At 62.5% G+C, this 16,691-nt stretch carries 18 protein-coding genes and 1 riboswitch; of the genes, 9 read left to right on the top strand and 9 right to left on the bottom strand.

What is annotated here, in order from left to right; translation table 11 throughout:
- Positions 1 to 41: 41 nt before the first annotated feature.
- The 6 genes from CXQ91_RS00950 to CXQ91_RS00925 all read left to right on the top strand — a co-directional run bounded on the left by CXQ91_RS00950 (position 42) and on the right by CXQ91_RS00925 (position 5,963).
- Positions 42 to 809 (top strand): Flp pilus assembly protein CpaB, encoded by a 768-nt coding sequence (locus tag CXQ91_RS00950; RefSeq protein WP_104172059.1) that lies wholly within the window; start codon positions 42 to 44, stop codon positions 807 to 809.
- A complete protein-coding gene (locus tag CXQ91_RS00945; RefSeq protein ID WP_104172058.1) occupies positions 806 to 2,002 on the top strand; it encodes an AAA family ATPase in 1,197 nt (398 codons plus the stop codon). The genes CXQ91_RS00950 and CXQ91_RS00945 overlap by 4 nt, the downstream gene beginning before the upstream one ends.
- Positions 2,003 to 3,559 carry a CpaF family protein gene (locus CXQ91_RS00940; protein WP_104172057.1) on the top strand — a complete coding sequence of 519 codons (1,557 nt, stop codon included), beginning with the start codon at positions 2,003 to 2,005 and terminating at the stop codon, positions 3,557 to 3,559.
- A 10-nt stretch (positions 3,560 to 3,569) separates the two neighbouring features.
- Complete coding sequence (locus tag CXQ91_RS00935) at positions 3,570 to 4,502, top strand: type II secretion system F family protein (protein ID WP_104172056.1); 933 nt, start codon at positions 3,570 to 3,572, stop codon at positions 4,500 to 4,502.
- Between the two features lie 7 nt (positions 4,503 to 4,509).
- A complete protein-coding gene (locus tag CXQ91_RS00930; protein ID WP_104172396.1) occupies positions 4,510 to 5,394 on the top strand; it encodes a type II secretion system F family protein in 885 nt (294 codons plus the stop codon).
- A 107-nt stretch (positions 5,395 to 5,501) separates the two neighbouring features.
- A complete protein-coding gene (locus CXQ91_RS00925) occupies positions 5,502 to 5,963 on the top strand; it encodes an Hpt domain-containing protein (protein ID WP_104172055.1) in 462 nt (153 codons plus the stop codon).
- On the opposite strand, the gene CXQ91_RS00920 is transcribed toward CXQ91_RS00925, so the two are convergent.
- The gene (locus CXQ91_RS00920; RefSeq protein WP_104172054.1) at positions 5,964 to 6,761 is read right to left on the bottom strand and encodes a response regulator transcription factor; all 798 of its coding nucleotides are present in this window, start codon (positions 6,759 to 6,761) and stop codon (positions 5,964 to 5,966) included.
- A gap of 256 nt (positions 6,762 to 7,017) precedes the next feature.
- On the opposite strand from CXQ91_RS00920, the gene CXQ91_RS00915 reads away from it, so the two are divergent.
- The 3 genes from CXQ91_RS00915 (at position 7,018) to CXQ91_RS00905 (ending at position 11,040) form a co-directional block, all read left to right on the top strand.
- Positions 7,018 to 8,697, top strand: a complete 1,680-nt coding sequence (locus tag CXQ91_RS00915; RefSeq protein WP_104172053.1) for a cell wall metabolism sensor histidine kinase WalK — start codon at positions 7,018 to 7,020, stop codon at positions 8,695 to 8,697.
- Positions 8,698 to 8,904: 207 nt separating this feature from the next.
- Positions 8,905 to 8,980, top strand: a riboswitch (cyclic di-GMP riboswitch).
- A gap of 21 nt (positions 8,981 to 9,001) precedes the next feature.
- Positions 9,002 to 9,403 (top strand): hypothetical protein, encoded by a 402-nt coding sequence (locus tag CXQ91_RS00910; protein ID WP_104172052.1) that lies wholly within the window; start codon positions 9,002 to 9,004, stop codon positions 9,401 to 9,403.
- A 74-nt stretch (positions 9,404 to 9,477) separates the two neighbouring features.
- Positions 9,478 to 11,040, top strand: coding sequence for a signal peptidase I (locus CXQ91_RS00905; protein WP_104172051.1), 1,563 nt, complete (start codon positions 9,478 to 9,480; stop codon positions 11,038 to 11,040).
- Between the two features lie 33 nt (positions 11,041 to 11,073).
- On the opposite strand, the gene truA is transcribed toward CXQ91_RS00905, so the two are convergent.
- The 8 genes from truA to CXQ91_RS00865 all read right to left on the bottom strand — a co-directional run bounded on the left by truA (position 11,074) and on the right by CXQ91_RS00865 (position 16,485).
- The gene (truA, locus tag CXQ91_RS00900) at positions 11,074 to 11,964 is read right to left on the bottom strand and encodes a tRNA pseudouridine(38-40) synthase TruA (RefSeq protein ID WP_181038730.1); all 891 of its coding nucleotides are present in this window, start codon (positions 11,962 to 11,964) and stop codon (positions 11,074 to 11,076) included.
- 31 nt (positions 11,965 to 11,995) lie between these two features.
- Complete coding sequence (gene rplQ, locus CXQ91_RS00895) at positions 11,996 to 12,688, bottom strand: 50S ribosomal protein L17 (RefSeq protein ID WP_104172049.1); 693 nt, start codon at positions 12,686 to 12,688, stop codon at positions 11,996 to 11,998.
- Positions 12,689 to 12,765: 77 nt separating this feature from the next.
- Positions 12,766 to 13,776 (bottom strand): DNA-directed RNA polymerase subunit alpha, encoded by a 1,011-nt coding sequence (locus CXQ91_RS00890; protein ID WP_104172048.1) that lies wholly within the window; start codon positions 13,774 to 13,776, stop codon positions 12,766 to 12,768.
- 132 nt (positions 13,777 to 13,908) lie between these two features.
- Positions 13,909 to 14,310, bottom strand: a complete 402-nt coding sequence (rpsK, locus tag CXQ91_RS00885) for a 30S ribosomal protein S11 (protein ID WP_028265083.1) — start codon at positions 14,308 to 14,310, stop codon at positions 13,909 to 13,911.
- Between the two features lie 52 nt (positions 14,311 to 14,362).
- Entirely contained in the window at positions 14,363 to 14,737 is a 375-nt protein-coding gene (gene rpsM, locus CXQ91_RS00880) for a 30S ribosomal protein S13 (RefSeq protein ID WP_066293239.1), read from the bottom strand.
- A gap of 173 nt (positions 14,738 to 14,910) precedes the next feature.
- Positions 14,911 to 15,024: a 50S ribosomal protein L36 gene (gene rpmJ, locus CXQ91_RS00875; protein WP_009358722.1), complete on the bottom strand. Its 114-nt coding sequence runs from the start codon at positions 15,022 to 15,024 to the stop codon at positions 14,911 to 14,913.
- Between the two features lie 69 nt (positions 15,025 to 15,093).
- The gene (gene infA / locus CXQ91_RS00870; protein WP_009358723.1) at positions 15,094 to 15,315 is read right to left on the bottom strand and encodes a translation initiation factor IF-1; all 222 of its coding nucleotides are present in this window, start codon (positions 15,313 to 15,315) and stop codon (positions 15,094 to 15,096) included.
- 153 nt (positions 15,316 to 15,468) lie between these two features.
- Complete coding sequence (locus tag CXQ91_RS00865) at positions 15,469 to 16,485, bottom strand: P1 family peptidase (protein WP_104172047.1); 1,017 nt, start codon at positions 16,483 to 16,485, stop codon at positions 15,469 to 15,471.
- Between the last annotated feature and the right edge of the window lie 206 nt (positions 16,486 to 16,691).

Raw genomic sequence — 16,691 nt, 5'->3', positions numbered from 1 at the left:
CCTTGCAGCCCCAGATCTCCCATAAAACACAGGAGCAGTCAGTGAAGTCACGTTTGTTGGCAGGAGTGGTGGCAGTCCTCCTGGCCATCGTCGGTGCGGTCCTTGTTGTTACCTACGCCCAGGGCGCGGACCAGCGGGCAGTCAAGGACCTGGACCCCGTGGGCGTTCTTGTCGTCACCAAAGCCGTGCCGGCAGGCGCTTCCGTGGACACCGTGAAAGCATCGGTCGTTCTGGAAGAGCTACCGGGTACCGCCGTCGCAAAGTCTGCACTGAAGACTCTGGACGCATCCACCGGACAGGTGGCCGCCGCCGACCTCGTTCCCGGTGAACAGCTGCTGGCGGAGAAGCTCATCGCCCCGGAAGACCTCCAAACCTCCGGCTCCGTGAAAGTGCCGGCCGGCCTGCAGGAAGTCTCCTTCCAGCTGGAGCCGCAGCGCGTCGTCGGCGGACGCCTTGAGCCCGGTGACCACGTTGGCGTCTTTATTTCCATGGCGAATGGCGTCGTAGAAAACAAGGCCGGCGCGGCCACTCAACTCTCCATCCACAAAGTCCTGGTGACCGCCGTACAGCGGGCCCCCGAAGGCGCAGTCGCGAAGCCTGCCGCGTCGGCGAGCGCCGGAACCGAACCCGACCCCCGGGATGTCAATCTCCCAACGGGATCCCTAATGGTCACGGTTGCGGTCAATGACATCAACGCCACCAAGATCGTTTTTGCCTCCGAGTTCGAACAAGTCTGGCTCAGCAAAGAGCCCCTCGACGCGCAGGACAGCGGTCCGCGCATCATGACTCAACAGGACGTCTACAAATGAGCCGCTTCGTCCTCATCACACCCGACGTCGACTTCGACGGCCGCCTTCGCCAGGCCGTTGCCGGAGCCCTGCAAGGGGGCGTGCAGACCTTCTTCACAAGCTTGCTCCCCGCCGATCCCAACGAGCTGTTCGCCCATCTGAACCAGGAACAGCCCGAGGTGCTGATTCTGGGGCCTGGTGTCCCCGTGGATGAAGCGCTCCGGCTTGCGACGGTGATGAATGTCCGGTTTCCGGAGCTCAGCGTCGTCCTTGCGAGTGAGCCAGATCCCAACTTCATCCTGCAGGCCATGCGGGCGGGCATCCGGGACATCCTCTCCCCCGACTCCGATGCTGCACAGATCAGGGTCCTCCTGGAGCGCGTCACGCAGTCCTCCGTCAGCCGGTACCGCGTGCAGGCGCCCCAGCTGACGGCCGAAACCAACAAAGGCCTCGTGATCGGCATATTCTCCCCTAAAGGCGGCGTGGGCAAAACGACCATCGCCACCAACATCGCCATCGGCCTGGGCAAGATCGCCCCGATGAGCGTAGTGATCGTTGACCTGGACCTGCAGTTCGGTGACGTAGCTTCCGCGCTCTACCTCGACCCCCAACACACAGTCACCGACGCAGTCTCCCCCGCGGCCAGCCAGGATTCGCTGGTCCTGAAGGCTTTCCTTACGGTCCACCCGGGCAGCATCTACGCCGTTTGCGCTCCCCCAACCCCCGTTGATGCCGATGAGATAACCCCGGAGCAGGTCAGTCGCCTGCTTGAACAGCTCTCCGAGCAGTTCCAGTACGTCGTGGTGGATACGGCTCCGGGCCTTCCGGAAATCGGCCTCGCGGCCATGGAACAGTGCACGGACGTGGTGTGGGTCAGCGGCATGGACATCCCAAGCGTCCGCGGCCTGCGTGCTGGCCTGGACGTCCTGCGTCAGCTGGATATCCTCCCGGAGACCCGGCACGTGGTGCTGAACATGGCGGATTCCAAGCTCGGGCTGACAGTCCAGGACCTCGAATCGACCATCGGAGCGCCCGTGGATGTCAGCATTCCCCGGTCCAAGGCCGTGGCACTCTCTACCAACCGAGGCATACCAGTGCTTCAGGCGTCAGCCAAGGACCCCGCGACCAAGGGACTGAACCAACTCGTCGACCGCTTTAATCCCGCATGGCGGGCTAAATCGCAACGCAAACTGCACCGGAGAGTGGTGGTCTAAATGAAACTTTCAGAGCGCATCAGTGCTGCCCAGGAAAAAACGCAGTCCCGCACGCACACCGTTCCCCCGCCGTCGCCAGCCCCACGGGCCACCACCGCAACACTTGAGCTGGACCGCCCTGAGCTGCCCACCCGGCAGTCCGACCCGTGGGCGGCACCGCAGCCGGAAAAGCGCACGACGGCGGCACCGGCTGCCGCCGTCGTCGTTCCGTCAATGGGGACCGAACATCCGGACGAGGTGAAGCCCAAAACCCAGCAGCCCGTAGACGCCTTCGCGGCGCTGAAGGCTAGGGCGGCCACGGCGTTGTTCGAACGCATGGGTGCCCGCTTCAATGATTCGGCGATCACCGAGCTGGAGCTCCGGACGTCGGCCAGGGAGGAACTCACGCGCATCATCGACGCCGAGCAAGTGCCGCTCTCCTCCGAGGAACGCACGCGCCTGGTCCAGGATGTTGCCGACGACGTGCTGGGCTACGGCCCGCTGCAGCGCCTGCTGGACGACCCCGCCGTCACGGAAATCATGGTCAACCGGATGGACCAGATCTATGTGGAGCGCAAGGGCCACCTCACCCTGGCGGACTCTCGCTTCAGCTCGGAGGAACATCTGCGGAAGGTGATCGAGCGCATCGTGTCAAAGGTGGGGCGCCGCATTGACGAGTCCTCTCCCCTAGTGGATGCCCGGCTGGAAGACGGCTCCCGCGTCAACGCCGTGATCCCTCCCCTGGCCGTCGGCGGATCATCACTGACCATCCGCAAGTTCAGCAAAGTGCCCCTCACCGTTCGGAACCTCATCGACTTCGGAACACTGACTCCGGAAATGGCCGAGCTCCTGAACGCGTGCGTGAAGGCCAAGCTCAACATCATCGTCTCCGGCGGAACGGGAACGGGAAAGACCACCCTGTTGAACGTGCTTTCTTCGTTCCTTCCCGCGGACGAACGGATCGTCACCATCGAGGATGCCGTGGAGCTCCAGATCCAGCAGGACCATGTGGTGAGGCTGGAAAGCCGTCCTCCCAACACTGAGGGCAAAGGCGAAGTGACCATCCGTGAACTCCTGCGGAATTCGCTGCGTATGCGTCCCGACCGCATTGTGGTGGGCGAGGTCCGCGGCGGAGAGTCGCTGGACATGCTCCAGGCCATGAACACGGGGCACGACGGCTCATTGTCAACGGTTCACTCCAACTCGCCGCGTGACGCCGTCGCCCGTCTTGAAACGCTGGTGCTCATGGCAGGGATGGACCTGCCCCTGCGGGCCATCCGGGAACAGATAGCTTCAGCAGTGAACCTGATCGTCCAGATTTCGCGCTTGCGTGACGGCAGCCGCCGCATCACCCACGTGACCGAGGTACAGGGTATGGAGGGCGACATCGTCACCTTGCAGGACGCCTTCGTCTTCGACTATTCCGCCGGCGTCGATGCCCAAGGCCGTTTCCTCGGACGACCGGTCGCCACCGGGATCCGTCCGCGCTTCATCGACCGCTTCGAGGACCTCGGAATCCATGTCTCACCCGGGGTCTTCGCCACCCCCGCCGGTCCCGCCGGCGAAGGAAAGGCCTAGGACCGCCGACATGCTCATGACCGTTGGAGCGGCGCTCCTATTCATCGCACCGATCCTCTTGGGTGTGGCGTTGCTGATACCCGGTACGCCGGAAATCGCTCTGGGCCGGCGCCGTCCCTATGACTCGGAGCCGCCCTCACGGCTAACCCGCCTGGCGAACGTTACCGTCGGCGGCCTTGACCGCTTCCTAGCGGACAGAAACGTCCGGCTCTACAACCGCGACTCATTGGAGAACGCCGGTGTCCGGCTCAGCCAGGCTGAGTTCTTTGTCCTGGTTATTGCCGGTGGCATCGTCGGCGCCCTCGTGGGCCTTGTGATCGGCGTGCCGGTCCTGTCCGTCCTCCTCGTCATACTGGCGCCAGTCGTGGGGCATCTGGTTCTGGGCTTCCTGGCCGGAAAGCGGCGGGCTAAGTTCGACCAGCAGCTCGGGGACACCCTCCAATTGCTGGCTGGTGGCCTGCGGGCGGGCCACAGTATTCTCCGTGCCATCGACGCCGCGGCCACCGAATCACAAAGCCCGACGTCGGAAGAGATGCGCCGAGTCGTCACGGAAACCAGCCTGGGCCGAGACCTGCTGGCCTCGTTGACGGACACTTCCGAGCGTATGCGGAACGAGGATTTCGTCTGGATCGCCCAAGCCATCCAGATCAACCGCGAGGTCGGCGGGAACCTGGCGGAGGTTCTGGACCAGGTGAACGAGACCATCCGGGAGCGTTCCGAGATCAAGGGCCACATCAAATCCCTGGCCGCGGAAGGCAAATTCTCCGCGTACATCCTGATTGCCATGCCCATCGGAATCGTCGTGATGCTCATGATGGTGAACCCGGGCTATATGGATTCGATGTTCACGCATCCGCTGGGGTGGGGCATGATGGCTGCGTCGGCCGTCCTCATGACCATCGGCAGCCTGTGGATGCGCAAGATTATCGATCTGAAGTTCTGAGATGCCAATGAATCCCGTAGTGCTTTCCTCGCTTCTCCTGGTATGCGTCCCCATTGGATACTTGGCCTGGTCTCTACTGTCCGTGGACCGCAAGGCCCGGAGTGCGACGGTGGCCATCCTGACCCGTGGCAGGAGGGCAGCCGAGGTCCCGGAATCGAAGCAAGGCGGCGTCCTCGACAGGATCGGGTATGCGCTGACTCCAGCAGCCTACGTCCGCAAACTCGACAGGCTACTTTCACTCGCCGGCCGCCCGGCAGCGTGGCCGTTGGGCCGCATTTTGGCGGCAAAGCCTGCCTTGGGCCTGGTGGGAGCGTCGCTTGGGCTGCTCATCAGCGTGAGCGGCCCAAACCCGATGATAAAACTTGCCGGACTGTTCATTCTCTTCCTGGGCTATTTCATTCCGGACCTACTCCTCTACAGCAAGGGCATAGAACGGCAGAAAGCCATGCAGCTGGAACTGGCGAACACCCTCGACCAGATGCTCATCTCCGTCGAAGCCGGCCTCGGCTTCGAAGGTGCCATGGCCCGCGCGGGCGAAAACGGTAAGGGGCCTCTGGCAGAGGAACTCGTCCGCACGCTACAGGACATGCAGGTAGGCCGGAGCCGCCGGGAATCCTACCTTGGTCTGGCCGAGAGGACCAACATTCCGGAACTCCGCAGCTTTGTCCAGGCCATCGTCCAGGCCGACACCTACGGCATCGCCATCAGCCGCGTCCTCAGGATCCAGGCCAAAGTCATGCGGGTGAAGAGACGCCAGCGCGCCGAAGAAAAGGCGATGAAGCTGCCAGTCTCGATTCTGTTCCCCCTCTTGTTCTTCATCTTTCCCGTCCTGTTCATCGCGATCCTCGGCCCCGCCGTGATCAATACGGTTGTCACGTTCAGCGCCCAGTGACGCCAAGAGTCGCGTTCACCCGCCCTCCCCAGCCAAGCAACCGCAAGGTTTCCACAGGATTGGCTGAAGTCATGCGAATTGACAGTTTCAGGAAGTAGCGTTGTCATATGTCCATCTCAGGTAGCTTAAGCGGCGAGGAAGGTGCGGGCTTTGGCCCCGCACCTTCACAGCCCACGGCTGCCCCGGGCCCGGCATCAAATCGGGATGACGCTGAACTTCCCCTGGTGGACCTCGCAGTGCTGCAGGACCTCGAAGAACAGCTGGCGCATCCGGCCGTTGCACAGAAATTCGCACGGGACTACGCGACGTTATGGAGCCAGCGCCACCAGAAGCTGGCAGCAGCGCTGGATCGCCAGGATGCTGCTGCAGCCCTGGACGCGGTCATAAGTATGAAGATAGCTTCAGCCATGGTCGGAGGCCTGCGGCTGTCCCGGCTAGCGGAACAGCTGGAAGAATTCATCCGGAGGGGAGACCTGGAACTTGGACATGCCCTCATTGCCGCTGTGGAACTCCACGGAAGCGCGACCGTAAAGGAACTGCAGGACAACTACATCCTGGCGGATGAATAGCTACCGCTGGTCGTGGATCTCCTGGCGTTCATGCTCCGCCGGCGTCAGCTTGTACCCCACGCCGCGCACAGTCTGCAGCCACCGCGGGGACTGGGGGTCTTCGTGCAGCTTCCGCCGGAGATTCCCGATATGGACCTCAACGGCCCTCTCATCGGATTCGCTGACGTACGTATCGTCACGATCTTCCTCGCCCCTGACTACGCGAACCAGGTCAGTCTTCGTGCAAACAGCCCCACCCACACGCAAAAGCTCCTGAAGCAGATCGAACTCACTTCGGGTCAGGGGTAGCGCGTCTCCATGGACAACAACCGACCTGGTCTTCCGATTCAGCGCCAAGCCATTATGCACGAGTACCGCTTCCTCAGCGGTCCTCGTGAGAGGCGACGCGGCCGGCGCCGGTGCAGGCGTCCGCCCCTGTGGAGACTGCGGCCGAGGTCTGCGCAGCATTGCCGCCACCCGCGCCCTCAGCTCCAAAGGCCGAAACGGTTTGGTGATGTAATCGTCTGCTCCGGAGTGTAGCGCCGTTAGCAGGTCCGGTTCCTCTGTCCTGCCTGTCAGCATGACCACGTAGGCATCGCTGAACTGCCGGATTTGCCGAAGAACCTCGTAACCATCGATGTCGGGCAGGCCCACGTCCAGGGTGACGACGTTTGCGCCATGGTCGCGAACCGCCTCGACTCCATTCCGTCCGTCCGCGGCCGAGTAAACCTCAAACCCTGCCTGACTCAGCACGGCCTCCAATAGATTCCGCACATCTGCGTCATCCTCAACAACCACTGCAACCCCAAGATCACCCATGGACTCCCCAGCCTGACGAATTCTCCGAATATGCCCATCACATATGCGAATTTCATCACCACAAATTCACGTTACAACGCAGGAGCTAAATCGTCATCACTTTTTGCCCTATGACCCCACGCATCACTTCGCTTACTATGACACCAAATGTAACTTCTGCTTCTGGAAAGTTGAAGATCGTGGGCAGCGTTGCTTGCGTCCAAAAGCCGCTGCGGGCGAAACGAGCGATTTGGCCCCAATCTGAGGAGTAGCTTCAATGAGCGAACGGTTTCTGGCACGAAAGGCGGAGCGCTACTTCAGCGGTCTCCGGCCACGTGCACAGGTCATACTTTGCCAGTTACCCCTGACGGTGTTCATTGCTGGCCTGGTCATTGCAGCTCCCGCCGTTTGGGCGGGGGTACTGACCAGCGGACTCTTCCTGGCCGCCCTTGTACTTCACGCCATCATTTTTGCAGCCTGCGTCCTTGTGCCCTGGGAGAAACTGGGACCCAATGCACCTTTGTTGATACCGGTGCTGGACCTCGTTGCGATCTGGTTTACCCGTAACGGGGCCGCCGCAAATCTACAGGGACTGGGAGTACTGGCGATATTTCCGGTCATTTGGCTTTCCGCATCCGCCATTTCCGCCAGAACAAGCCTCATCCTCAGCTTCTTCGGTCCGCTGCTCATCGGATTACCGTCCCTGTTTTCAAAGATGCCGAACATTACGGCAGCCGACGTCACGACAACTGTGCTTTTGCCTTTGATGATGCTCGCCGTTTCGCTCGCAATACGTTTTGCCAGCGTTCATATGAGACTTCAGCAACGCAGACTTGAAGCCAAAGACATTGAGCTTCAGGCACTCCTGGCAGAAAGCAAAGAGCGCGAGCGACTCTTGAACATCATCCTGGAAACGGTCGACGTCGGAATCATTGCTGTCGGCGGCGACGGCAAACGCCTTCTTTCCAACCACCAGCAGTCCCTCTTTGAGGTGACCGCAAGTCCAGAGGGCCTCCCGGGACGCTCCCAAGAGTCGCTGCTCATGGTCTCCGGCTATGACCGAAAGACGCCGGTTCCACCGGACCGCCGCCCTGAAGCCCGCGCTGCCCAAGGCGAGACCTTTGCCGACTATCTGGTTTGGTTAGGTGAAGGCACGCAACAGCGGGCTGTATCCACCGCAGCGCGTCCCCTGAAGAACGACGACGGCGAGTTCGACGGCGCGGTACTCGTCTTCAATGACGTCACAGGGCTGGTGGAAGCCATTTCGGCAAAGGATGACTTCCTTTCGAACGTCTCCCACGAGCTTCGGACGCCCCTGAATTCAGTGATTGGGAACCTCGACCTTGTGCTCGACGGCGACCAAGGGCTTCCGCCCTTGGCTGTCCAGCGGCTCGAGGTGGCGCAACGCAACACCGAACGGCTCCTCACCCTGGTTTCCGATCTCTTGGTTTCGGCGTCCGAGGCTTTGCATGTGCACCCACGCAGAACGGACCTTGCCGGTGTGGTTGAGGCGTCCCTCGGATCGGCTCGCGCCCAAGCCGAAACATCGAAGGTCTCACTGCTGATGGACGTTCCCACACCGTTGTGGGCGCAGGTTGACCCGCTCCGGATAGGCCAAGCACTGGACAATCTGGTTTCGAACGCCATCAAGTACTCCCCCGACGGCGGAACGGTGAAGGTTTCGGCGCGGGCCGAGGATGGCCTGATCCGCCTTCAGGTGGAGGACGCCGGAATGGGCATGACCGCGGCGGACACCGCCAAGGTCTTCACACGGTTCTACCGTAGCCCGGCCGCTCTCGAGGCTGACATCCCCGGCGTGGGACTTGGGCTGTCCATCACCAAGGCCATCATTGAGCGCCACGGCGGGTCTATCTCCTGTAGCAGCCAACCTGGCTCAGGCAGCACCTTCAAGATTGCCCTGCCGGCAAGTCCGGAGCATTCGTCGGCGATCAACTGATTGGTTCATGACAAGGGCCGCTTTTGTTGCCGGGACCGTCACGATCCACGAAGCCAACCGCAGGTTACGCGCAGGAAACACGCGGCAAAGGTGCAGACACCCGAGGCTTGCCGCAGGACCACCCAAGTTCCCAAATGACGGGCGAAATCTCCTGCTAGCTTCGAATTGTCGGTGCAATCCAACCACGAAGTCTTCTGCTCGTCGGTCCACTGACAAAGGCAAACCCGGTGGAAGCCGGGGACGCAAAGCCACGGGACCACTCAGGGTCAGCCGGGCCACCACAAACCGAAAGTGAATCATCACCATGCGCAAATCCGCAAAGATCATCACTGCCCTGTCCGTCGCCGGCCTCGCCGTAGCCGCGGGATCCGCCTTCACCGGCGGTGGCCTCTCAACCTCAGGTACTGCCGCGGAGGACTCATACGTCGGCGGTTCAGTGACGCAGAACATCAACGGTGCAACGCTGACCGATACCAGCTACGCGTATGTCGTCGGCGGCTCCAACACTGCCGTCGCCAGTGTCACACTGACCTTTGCGGACGAGCCCGCCACCTATGGCAAGACCGTAACAGCAGCCCTGGGCGGAGGCAGTGGAACGAACCTCACCTGTGCAGGTGCCCTGGGCGCCGTCAACCATGTCGTCACTTGCTCTTCTGATGGCGTCGGCTACGCTAGCGCGGACAGCCTCACCGTCACCGTCGGCTAATTGCTCCACTAGGAACGGCCCGTCCGATTGGGGGACGGGCCGTTCCTTCACCTCCATGTGGAATTAGGGAACTCATGACGAATCGACCGGCCCGTGTTCTGTCGACCGTCTCCCTCGCGGTGTTGGCAGGGGTACTGGCCCTGGGTGGCGCCGCCCTTGCCAGCGGCCAGATAGCGGCGGTCACCACCGAAGGCATCAGCATGCAGCCCGGCTATCATGAGGGCGACCTGGTCGTCGTGGCCAAAGCACAGTCGTACTCGCTTGGCGACATCGCCGCGTACAAGCTACCCAACGACCACGATGTTGCCCTACACCGCATCATCAGCGGAGACTCCCGGGCGTTCGTCTTCCAAGGCGACAACAACGAGTCCATCGACCCTCTCCAGCCAAGCGCCAATGAGCTCGTGGGACGTGCCGTCCTTCACGTACCGCAAGCCGGTATATGGCTCAAAAGGCTCACTAGTCCCCCCGTGCTGGGCGTGATCGCCTTCGCATTAGTGGCTGGCAGCGGAAGCGCAGTCACTTCCCGGAAAAGACGCAGAACGAGGAGAACCACCGTGTCCCGCCACATCAGCGACCACCCCATGACAGGCCCTTCAGTCAGAAACTTTTTCCCCTCGCTGCGGGTTCCGGTATCCGTTGCGGCCGTCCTCGGGATCCTCGGGGCAGCCCTCGGCATCCTCGCCTGGGCCGGTCCCCTCGAAGCGGCGTCATCCGCCGACGTCAAAAGCGGCACCCGGATGAACTTCTCCTACACCGCCGACGTCGGGCAGAGCGCAGCCTACGACGGCACCGCCGCAAAATCCCCGGATCCAGTCTTCCGCAGGCTGGCAAACACGGTCGATGTCAGGTACACCTACGAAGGAGAACCAGGAACCATTGCCGTAACGGCGGAGCTGACCACTCCGAGCGGCTGGCACTCAACAGTCCTACTGGCCGCCCCGGATTCCTTCACGGGCAGCACTTTCGAAGGAACCGTCAGCCTGGACCTCAAGTCACTGGAAGCCAAGGCGGACGCCGCAGCCGCCGTCACAGGCCAGCCCGGTACCCCCGTGTCCATAAGCCTCATCCCGAAGGTAACCACCGAGTCAGGGGCGGAGTTCACGCCTGAGCTCAAGCTCAGCCTGACGCCGCTTCAACTCACACTGACAGGCGGGGAGCCAGCCCTCAACGTTGCCGACAGCTCCACAAGCCAGCAGACAGTCATGGCCGCCAGGACGGTCGGCTTCAATGGCTGGACCATCACCGCAGCAACCGCACGGGTCATTTCAGCGGTCCTGCTCCTCGCTGCCCTGGCCACCGCAGGAATCGTACTCGCGCTAGCGCGCCGGTCGGCGCCCCTCGATGAAGGCGCAGCCATCCGCCGCCGCTATGCGGCCCTGCTGGTACCCGTCCACCCGATGACCGCCTCGCAGGGGAGACCCGTCATAGACGTCACGACTTTCGCGACGCTCGCAAAACTTGCCGAACGCTACGGACTGCTGGTCCTCCACTGGACGCGCAGCGGCGTGGGTACCTTCATCGTCCAGGATGAGAACATCACCTACCGGTATCGCGCCGGAGGGACGCACTCCGCAGCTGCAGACACATTCCACACGCCCGACGACTCACTGACCGCAGTGGAACGGGACGGTTAGCCCCAGCGAACGGAATACTTCCGCGAGCGGAACCTACTTCCGCATGGCCCGCGTCAGCTCAGCCCGGGCCAGCAGCTCGCCGTCCGAGGGATAGGCGACTTCCTCCAGTACCAGCGGATGCGGTGCCGCCAGGACTGACTTGGCATCGCGCTTCTGCTCAAGCAGCCTGTCGTAGAGCCATCCGGGGCGCTCGGCCCCAGACCCGACAGACAGCGCTGACCCCACCAGAGCACGCACCATGTTGTGGCAGAACGCGTCGGCCTGGACAGTGGCAACGATGACGCCGTCGGTCCCCCGGGCGAACTCAAACCGCTGCAGCTCCCGGATGGTGGTGGATCCCTCCCGGGGCTTGCAGTACGAACGGAAGTTCTGCAGGCCCAGGAGCTTGGACGCCCCTTCGTTCAACAGCGACACATCGAGCTCTTCCCTGTGCCACAGTGTGGAATACCTGCCCAGCGGATCCCACAGCGCGGGACCGTCCGCAATGCGGTAGCTGTACCGGCGCCACAGCGCCGAGAACCGCGCATCAAACCCCTCCGGGGCGACGGTGACACGGTGGACTTCGATGGCGCCGGTGAGGTCCCCCAGCCCCCGGCTGAGCGCCCCGCGCAGGCGCCGCAGGAGGGCGACGGCGGGGTCAAGTTCCACGCCGCGGTTCAGTCCGAGCCACTCCTCTTCGGTGAGGTTCAGGTGGACCACCTGGCCGCGGGCGTGCACGCCGGCGTCGGTCCGGCCGGCGACGGTCACCCGCACCTTGCGCCTGACCAGCAGCCCCAGCGCCTCCTCCAGTACTCCCTGGACTGTCCTGAGGCCGGGCTGCACGGCCCACCCGCTGAACGGTCCGCCGTCGTACGCCAAATCCAATCGGATACGCAAAAACCCGCCGCCCCCCAAAACGGGGGCAGCGGGTTTCTGGTGGTTCATAGACTTAAGTCTATGCGAAGGAATCAGCGAATTACTTCGCGTCCTTTTCCTCAGCAGCAGGCTCGTCAGCAGCTTCCTGCGCAGCGTCGCCGCCGGCAGGTGCAAAGCCGGCAGCCTCGGCGGACTCAGCAGAGTCGAACCAGACTTCAGCGATCGTCGAGTCGTACCAGCGCGAGCCGGGAACGTGGAACTTCATGGAGTCCTCGTTGCCCTTGACCTCGAAGCCCTCGGGTGCCTCGTTGTCCTCGGTAGCAGGCTTGGAGCCGGTGTACTTGGCTTCCGCAGCCTCGGTCTCTTCAACCTCAGCCGGGGCAGCTTTTTCGGCAGCCTTGGTAGCCTCGGCTACTACGGCCTGCTTCGCGGAAACCGGCTCGAGAACCAGTTCGATGACAGCCATGGGAGCGTTGTCGCCCTTGCGGTTGCCGATCTTGGTGATGCGGGTGTAGCCGCCGTCGCGGTTCTCCACTGCCTGTGCAATGTCGGTGAACAGCTCGTGGACGACGCCCTTGTTGCTGATCAGGCCGAGTACACGACGGCGGGAAGCCAGGTCGCCGCGCTTGGCGAAAGTCACCAGACGCTCGGCGTACGGCTTGAGCCGCTTGGCCTTGGTCACCGTGGTGGTGATCCGCTTGTGCTCGAACAGTGCTGCAGCCAGGTTCGCGAGCATAAGACGCTCGTGAGCCGGGCCGCCTCCGAGGCGCGGACCCTTAGTGGGGGTAGGCATAATTGTTTCTCCTCATATGGAAGCCGGTGGGCTGCGCACACCATGGTGCATCCAGCCAGCCGGCCAAGATCTGCTTGTTAGAGCTCGTCGTCGCTGAACGCGGCGTCGTCCTCTTCGATGGCTGCGGCGCGTGCTGCCAGGTCGAAACCGGGAGGGGAGTCCTTGAGGGACAGACCCAGTTCAACCAGCTTGGCCTTGACCTCGTCGATGGACTTCGCACCGAAGTTACGGATGTCCATCAGGTCGGCCTCGGAGCGGGCAACGAGTTCACCCACGGTGTGGATGCCCTCACGCTTGAGGCAGTTGTAGGAACGGACGGTGAGGTCCAGATCCTCGATCGGCAGGGCCATGTCGGCTGCCAGGGCAGCATCCGTCGGCGACGGGCCAATCTCGATACCTTCAGCTGCGGTGTTCAGCTCGCGGGCCAGACCAAACAGCTCCACCAGGGTGGTGCCTGCCGAAGCAACGGCATCGCGCGGGGCGATTGCCTGCTTGGTCTCGACGTCGACAATCAGCTTGTCGAAGTCAGTGCGCTGCTCAACACGGGTAGCTTCCACGCGGAAAGTAACCTTCAGCACCGGCGAGTAGATCGAGTCGACCGGGATGCGGCCGATCTCGGAATCGCCGGACTTGTTCTGAGCTGCCGAAACGTAGCCGCGGCCGCGCTCGATGGTCAGTTCGAGTTCGAACTTGCCCTTCGAGTTCAGCGTGGCAATGTGCAGATCCGGGTTGTGGAATTCGACGCCGGCCGGCGGAGCGATGTCCGCGGCGGTGACGACTCCCGGGCCCTGCTTGCGCAGGTAAGCAACAACCGGCTCGTCGTGCTCGGAGGAAACCGACAGGTTCTTGATGTTCAGGATGATCTCGGTGACATCTTCCTTGACACCCGGAACCGTGGTGAACTCGTGCAGCACGCCATCGATCCGGATGCTGGTTACAGCAGCGCCCGGGATGGAGGAGAGCAGGGTACGGCGGAGGGAGTTTCCGAGAGTGTATCCAAAGCCCGGCTCCAGCGGTTCAATGATGAAACGGGAGCGGTTATCGGAGACGACCTCTTCAGAGAGGGTGGGGCGCTGTGCAATGAGCACTTAGGTTTCCTTTCGGCGAGCATCCGCTATATGACGCAACACAGGTGGTGGAAATTCGGTCTGAAGACTTAACGCGGCTGGGCCTGCCCGGACCCGTGAAGGTCCGGGCAAGCTCCTGCTGCTGGAAACGTCTTAGACGCGGCGGCGCTTCGGCGGACGGCAGCCGTTGTGCGCGCTGGGGGTTACGTCCTGGATGGACCCAACCTCGAGGCCAGCGGCCTGCAGTGAACGGATTGCGGTTTCGCGTCCTGATCCCGGTCCCTTGACGAATACGTCAACCTTGCGCAGACCGTGCTCCTGTGCACGCTTTGCGGCAGCTTCGGCAGCCATCTGGGCAGCGAACGGGGTGGACTTACGTGAGCCCTTGAAGCCAACCTCACCGGCGGAAGCCCAGGAGATGACAGCACCGTTCGGGTCCGTGATGGAAACGATGGTGTTGTTAAAGGTGCTCTTGATGTGCGCCTGGCCCAGCGCGATATTCTTCTTGTCCTTCTTACGCGGCTTGCGAACCGCGCCACGAGTCTTCGGGGGCATTATTTCTCCTACAGAAAGTTTATTGGGGGAAAACGCGTTAATCCCTCAGGGATTAACGTGCCTTCTTCTTGCCGGCCACGGTACGCTTCGGGCCCTTGCGGGTACGTGCGTTGGTCTTCGTGCGCTGTCCGCGAACGGGCAGGCCCTTACGGTGGCGAATACCTTCGTAGCTGCCGATTTCCACCTTGCGGCGGATATCTGCTGCTACTTCGCGGCGAAGGTCACCCTCAACCTTGTAGTTGCCTTCAATGTAGTCACGCAGCTCAACCAGCTGGGTATCGGTGAGGTCCTTAACTCGGACGTCAGCGCTGATGCCAGTGGCAGCCAGGGTTTCGTGTGCACGGGTCTTGCCCACGCCGTAGATGTAAGTAAGCGCAATTTCCAACCGCTTTTCGCGGGGAATGTCTACGCCAGCGAGACGAGCCATATTGGCGGTACTCCTTGTATAAACCGGAGGTCGTAGGCAGTACACCCGCACTTTCAGTGCGGCCCCAGCCTCCGACCGGGGGTTAGCTGTCCGGGCTCATACGTCCCAATTCAGCTTGTGCTGCCTTTATTTACTTGCGTGGGTTAGCAACCCAGGGTTTCCCGTGAAGGAAATTAGCCCTGGCGCTGCTTGTGGCGCGGGTTCTCGCAGATCACCATGACCCGGCCATTACGGCGGATCACTTTGCACTTTTCGCAGATCTGCTTGACGCTCGGCTTGACCTTCATGGCGTTCCTTTGCGTGTTGCAGTTGGTCAGCTGGACCGGCCTTCGGCTATTGCTCTGGCCGCCCAGTGTTTACTTGTAGCGGTAGACGATACGACCACGTGTCAGGTCGTACGGGCTCAGCTCCACCACTACCCGGTCCTCAGGGAGAATCCTGATGTAGTGCTGGCGCATTTTTCCAGAGATGTGCGCCAGAACGATGTGCTTGTTGGTGAGCTCAACGCGAAACATCGCATTAGGCAGCGCCTCAGTCACAACGCCCTCGATCTCAATGACCCCGTCCTTCTTGGCCATACCCTCCGCTAACTGTTGTTGCCACAGCCTTCCGGTTGGCACCGGACATGACTGCGAACGTTTTTGATTGATTGGCTTCTGCCATCCGACCGCAAAAGGGCGCAAACAGGGCAGACAACCAACAGACAACACTACGCCATCTTGGCAGGAATGTTAAATCAGACCATGGTAGCGCACTACCGGGCCGTACGCAGCAAATTCCCCTGCCGGTGTTGTGATGCCCGCGGCCCGGGAGACGCCGTCCAGGATGGCTTCGGTCACGACGTCGGCCGCCGCGCTCTGCAGCGCGATGAGGCTGAACTGCCGGGGCACCTCGGTGCCCAGGCCCAGTTCGACGGCGCCCGTGGCCAGGCAGAACACGGTGTCCCCGTCCGCCAAGGTATGGCTCGGATTCAGCGCCCGGGCCAGTCCGGCATGGGCAGCCGAGGCGGTCCGCTTGCAGTCGGCCTTGCTGAGGACGGCATTCGTGGCGACGACGACGAGGGTGGTGTTCAGGGGCGGCAGCTGGGCATCGGGAGGGGAATCGGGAGCCCGGAAGGACGCGGGATTCCCCGAACGAACGCCAACGGGCATCCCCACGGCATTGACCACGGCCAGGGCCGCTACAACGACCCCATTGTCTAAAGTTATGGACGCCGTCCCGACTCCGCCTTTGTACGCCCCCCGGCCGAGCACCGCTCCGGTGCCGGCCCCCACGTTGCCGCGTTCGACGTCGTGGCCTTCCGGTTGGGCGGCAGCGGCGGCGGTTGCCGCGTAGCCCATCTCCTCGTCCGGGCGGGCAGCGAAGTCGCCGCCCCGGCCAAGGTCGAAGATGGCCGCAGCGGGGACGATCGGCACGAGGCCGCCGGGCACCGGGAAGCCCCGGCCGTTTTCCTCGCACCAGCGCTGGGCACCACGCGCCGTGACCAGGCCGTAGGCGCTGCCGCCGGTGAGCACCACGGCGTCCACCCTCTGCGAGAGCGTGGTGGGATCCAGGGCGTCCGTTTCGGACGTCGCCGGACCGCCGCCGCGGACGTCGACGGAGCCGACCGTTCCAGGCGGCGGCAGCACCACCGTCACCCCGGTGAGCCAGCCGCTGTCGTTCGGGACACCGCCGTCGGACTCCTGGACAATTCCTGATCTCTGGACGTGGCCTACCCGGATCCCGGTGACATCGGTAATCGCTCCCATGGCACCATTGTGCGCCCTGCGCAGGAAATGAGTGTCCGCTCCCACGCGTTCCGCGACCCGCGGAGGCAACTCCGGCCGCCAAAACAAACGTTATGTAATACTGCAAGCAACACAGCGTTAACGGGCAAGGAAGCCTCGACTAACAATCCTCTGACGAGGGCTTGTGCGGGATTCTGCCCACCAACCATGTGGTGAAGTGAAGCTAA

Origin of the sequence: Arthrobacter sp. Y81 (assembly GCF_002929335.1) — a bacterium.
GTDB lineage: Bacteria > Actinomycetota > Actinomycetes > Actinomycetales > Micrococcaceae > Arthrobacter.
This window is presented reverse-complemented; position numbering and strand designations above follow the sequence as displayed.

Excerpts from the sequence above, each read along its gene's own strand:
- CXQ91_RS00945 (WP_104172058.1), top strand. The coding sequence starts at position 806 with ATGAGCCGCTTCGTCCTCATCACACCCGACGTCGACTTCGACGGCCGC.
- CXQ91_RS00940 (WP_104172057.1), top strand. The coding sequence starts at position 2,003 with ATGAAACTTTCAGAGCGCATCAGTGCTGCCCAGGAAAAAACGCAGTCC.
- CXQ91_RS00935 (WP_104172056.1), top strand. The coding sequence starts at position 3,570 with ATGCTCATGACCGTTGGAGCGGCGCTCCTATTCATCGCACCGATCCTC.
- CXQ91_RS00930 (WP_104172396.1), top strand. The coding sequence starts at position 4,510 with ATGAATCCCGTAGTGCTTTCCTCGCTTCTCCTGGTATGCGTCCCCATT.
- CXQ91_RS00925 (WP_104172055.1), top strand. The coding sequence starts at position 5,502 with ATGTCCATCTCAGGTAGCTTAAGCGGCGAGGAAGGTGCGGGCTTTGGC.
- CXQ91_RS00920 (WP_104172054.1), bottom strand. The coding sequence starts at position 6,761 with ATGGGTGATCTTGGGGTTGCAGTGGTTGTTGAGGATGACGCAGATGTG.
- CXQ91_RS00915 (WP_104172053.1), top strand. The coding sequence starts at position 7,018 with ATGAGCGAACGGTTTCTGGCACGAAAGGCGGAGCGCTACTTCAGCGGT.
- CXQ91_RS00910 (WP_104172052.1), top strand. The coding sequence starts at position 9,002 with ATGCGCAAATCCGCAAAGATCATCACTGCCCTGTCCGTCGCCGGCCTC.
- CXQ91_RS00905 (WP_104172051.1), top strand. The coding sequence starts at position 9,478 with ATGACGAATCGACCGGCCCGTGTTCTGTCGACCGTCTCCCTCGCGGTG.
- truA (WP_181038730.1), bottom strand. The coding sequence starts at position 11,964 with ATGAACCACCAGAAACCCGCTGCCCCCGTTTTGGGGGGCGGCGGGTTT.
- rplQ (WP_104172049.1), bottom strand. The coding sequence starts at position 12,688 with ATGCCTACCCCCACTAAGGGTCCGCGCCTCGGAGGCGGCCCGGCTCAC.
- rpsK (WP_028265083.1), bottom strand. The coding sequence starts at position 14,310 with ATGCCCCCGAAGACTCGTGGCGCGGTTCGCAAGCCGCGTAAGAAGGAC.
- rpsM (WP_066293239.1), bottom strand. The coding sequence starts at position 14,737 with ATGGCTCGTCTCGCTGGCGTAGACATTCCCCGCGAAAAGCGGTTGGAA.
- rpmJ (WP_009358722.1), bottom strand. The coding sequence starts at position 15,024 with ATGAAGGTCAAGCCGAGCGTCAAGCAGATCTGCGAAAAGTGCAAAGTG.
- infA (WP_009358723.1), bottom strand. The coding sequence starts at position 15,315 with ATGGCCAAGAAGGACGGGGTCATTGAGATCGAGGGCGTTGTGACTGAG.
- CXQ91_RS00865 (WP_104172047.1), bottom strand. The coding sequence starts at position 16,485 with ATGGGAGCGATTACCGATGTCACCGGGATCCGGGTAGGCCACGTCCAG.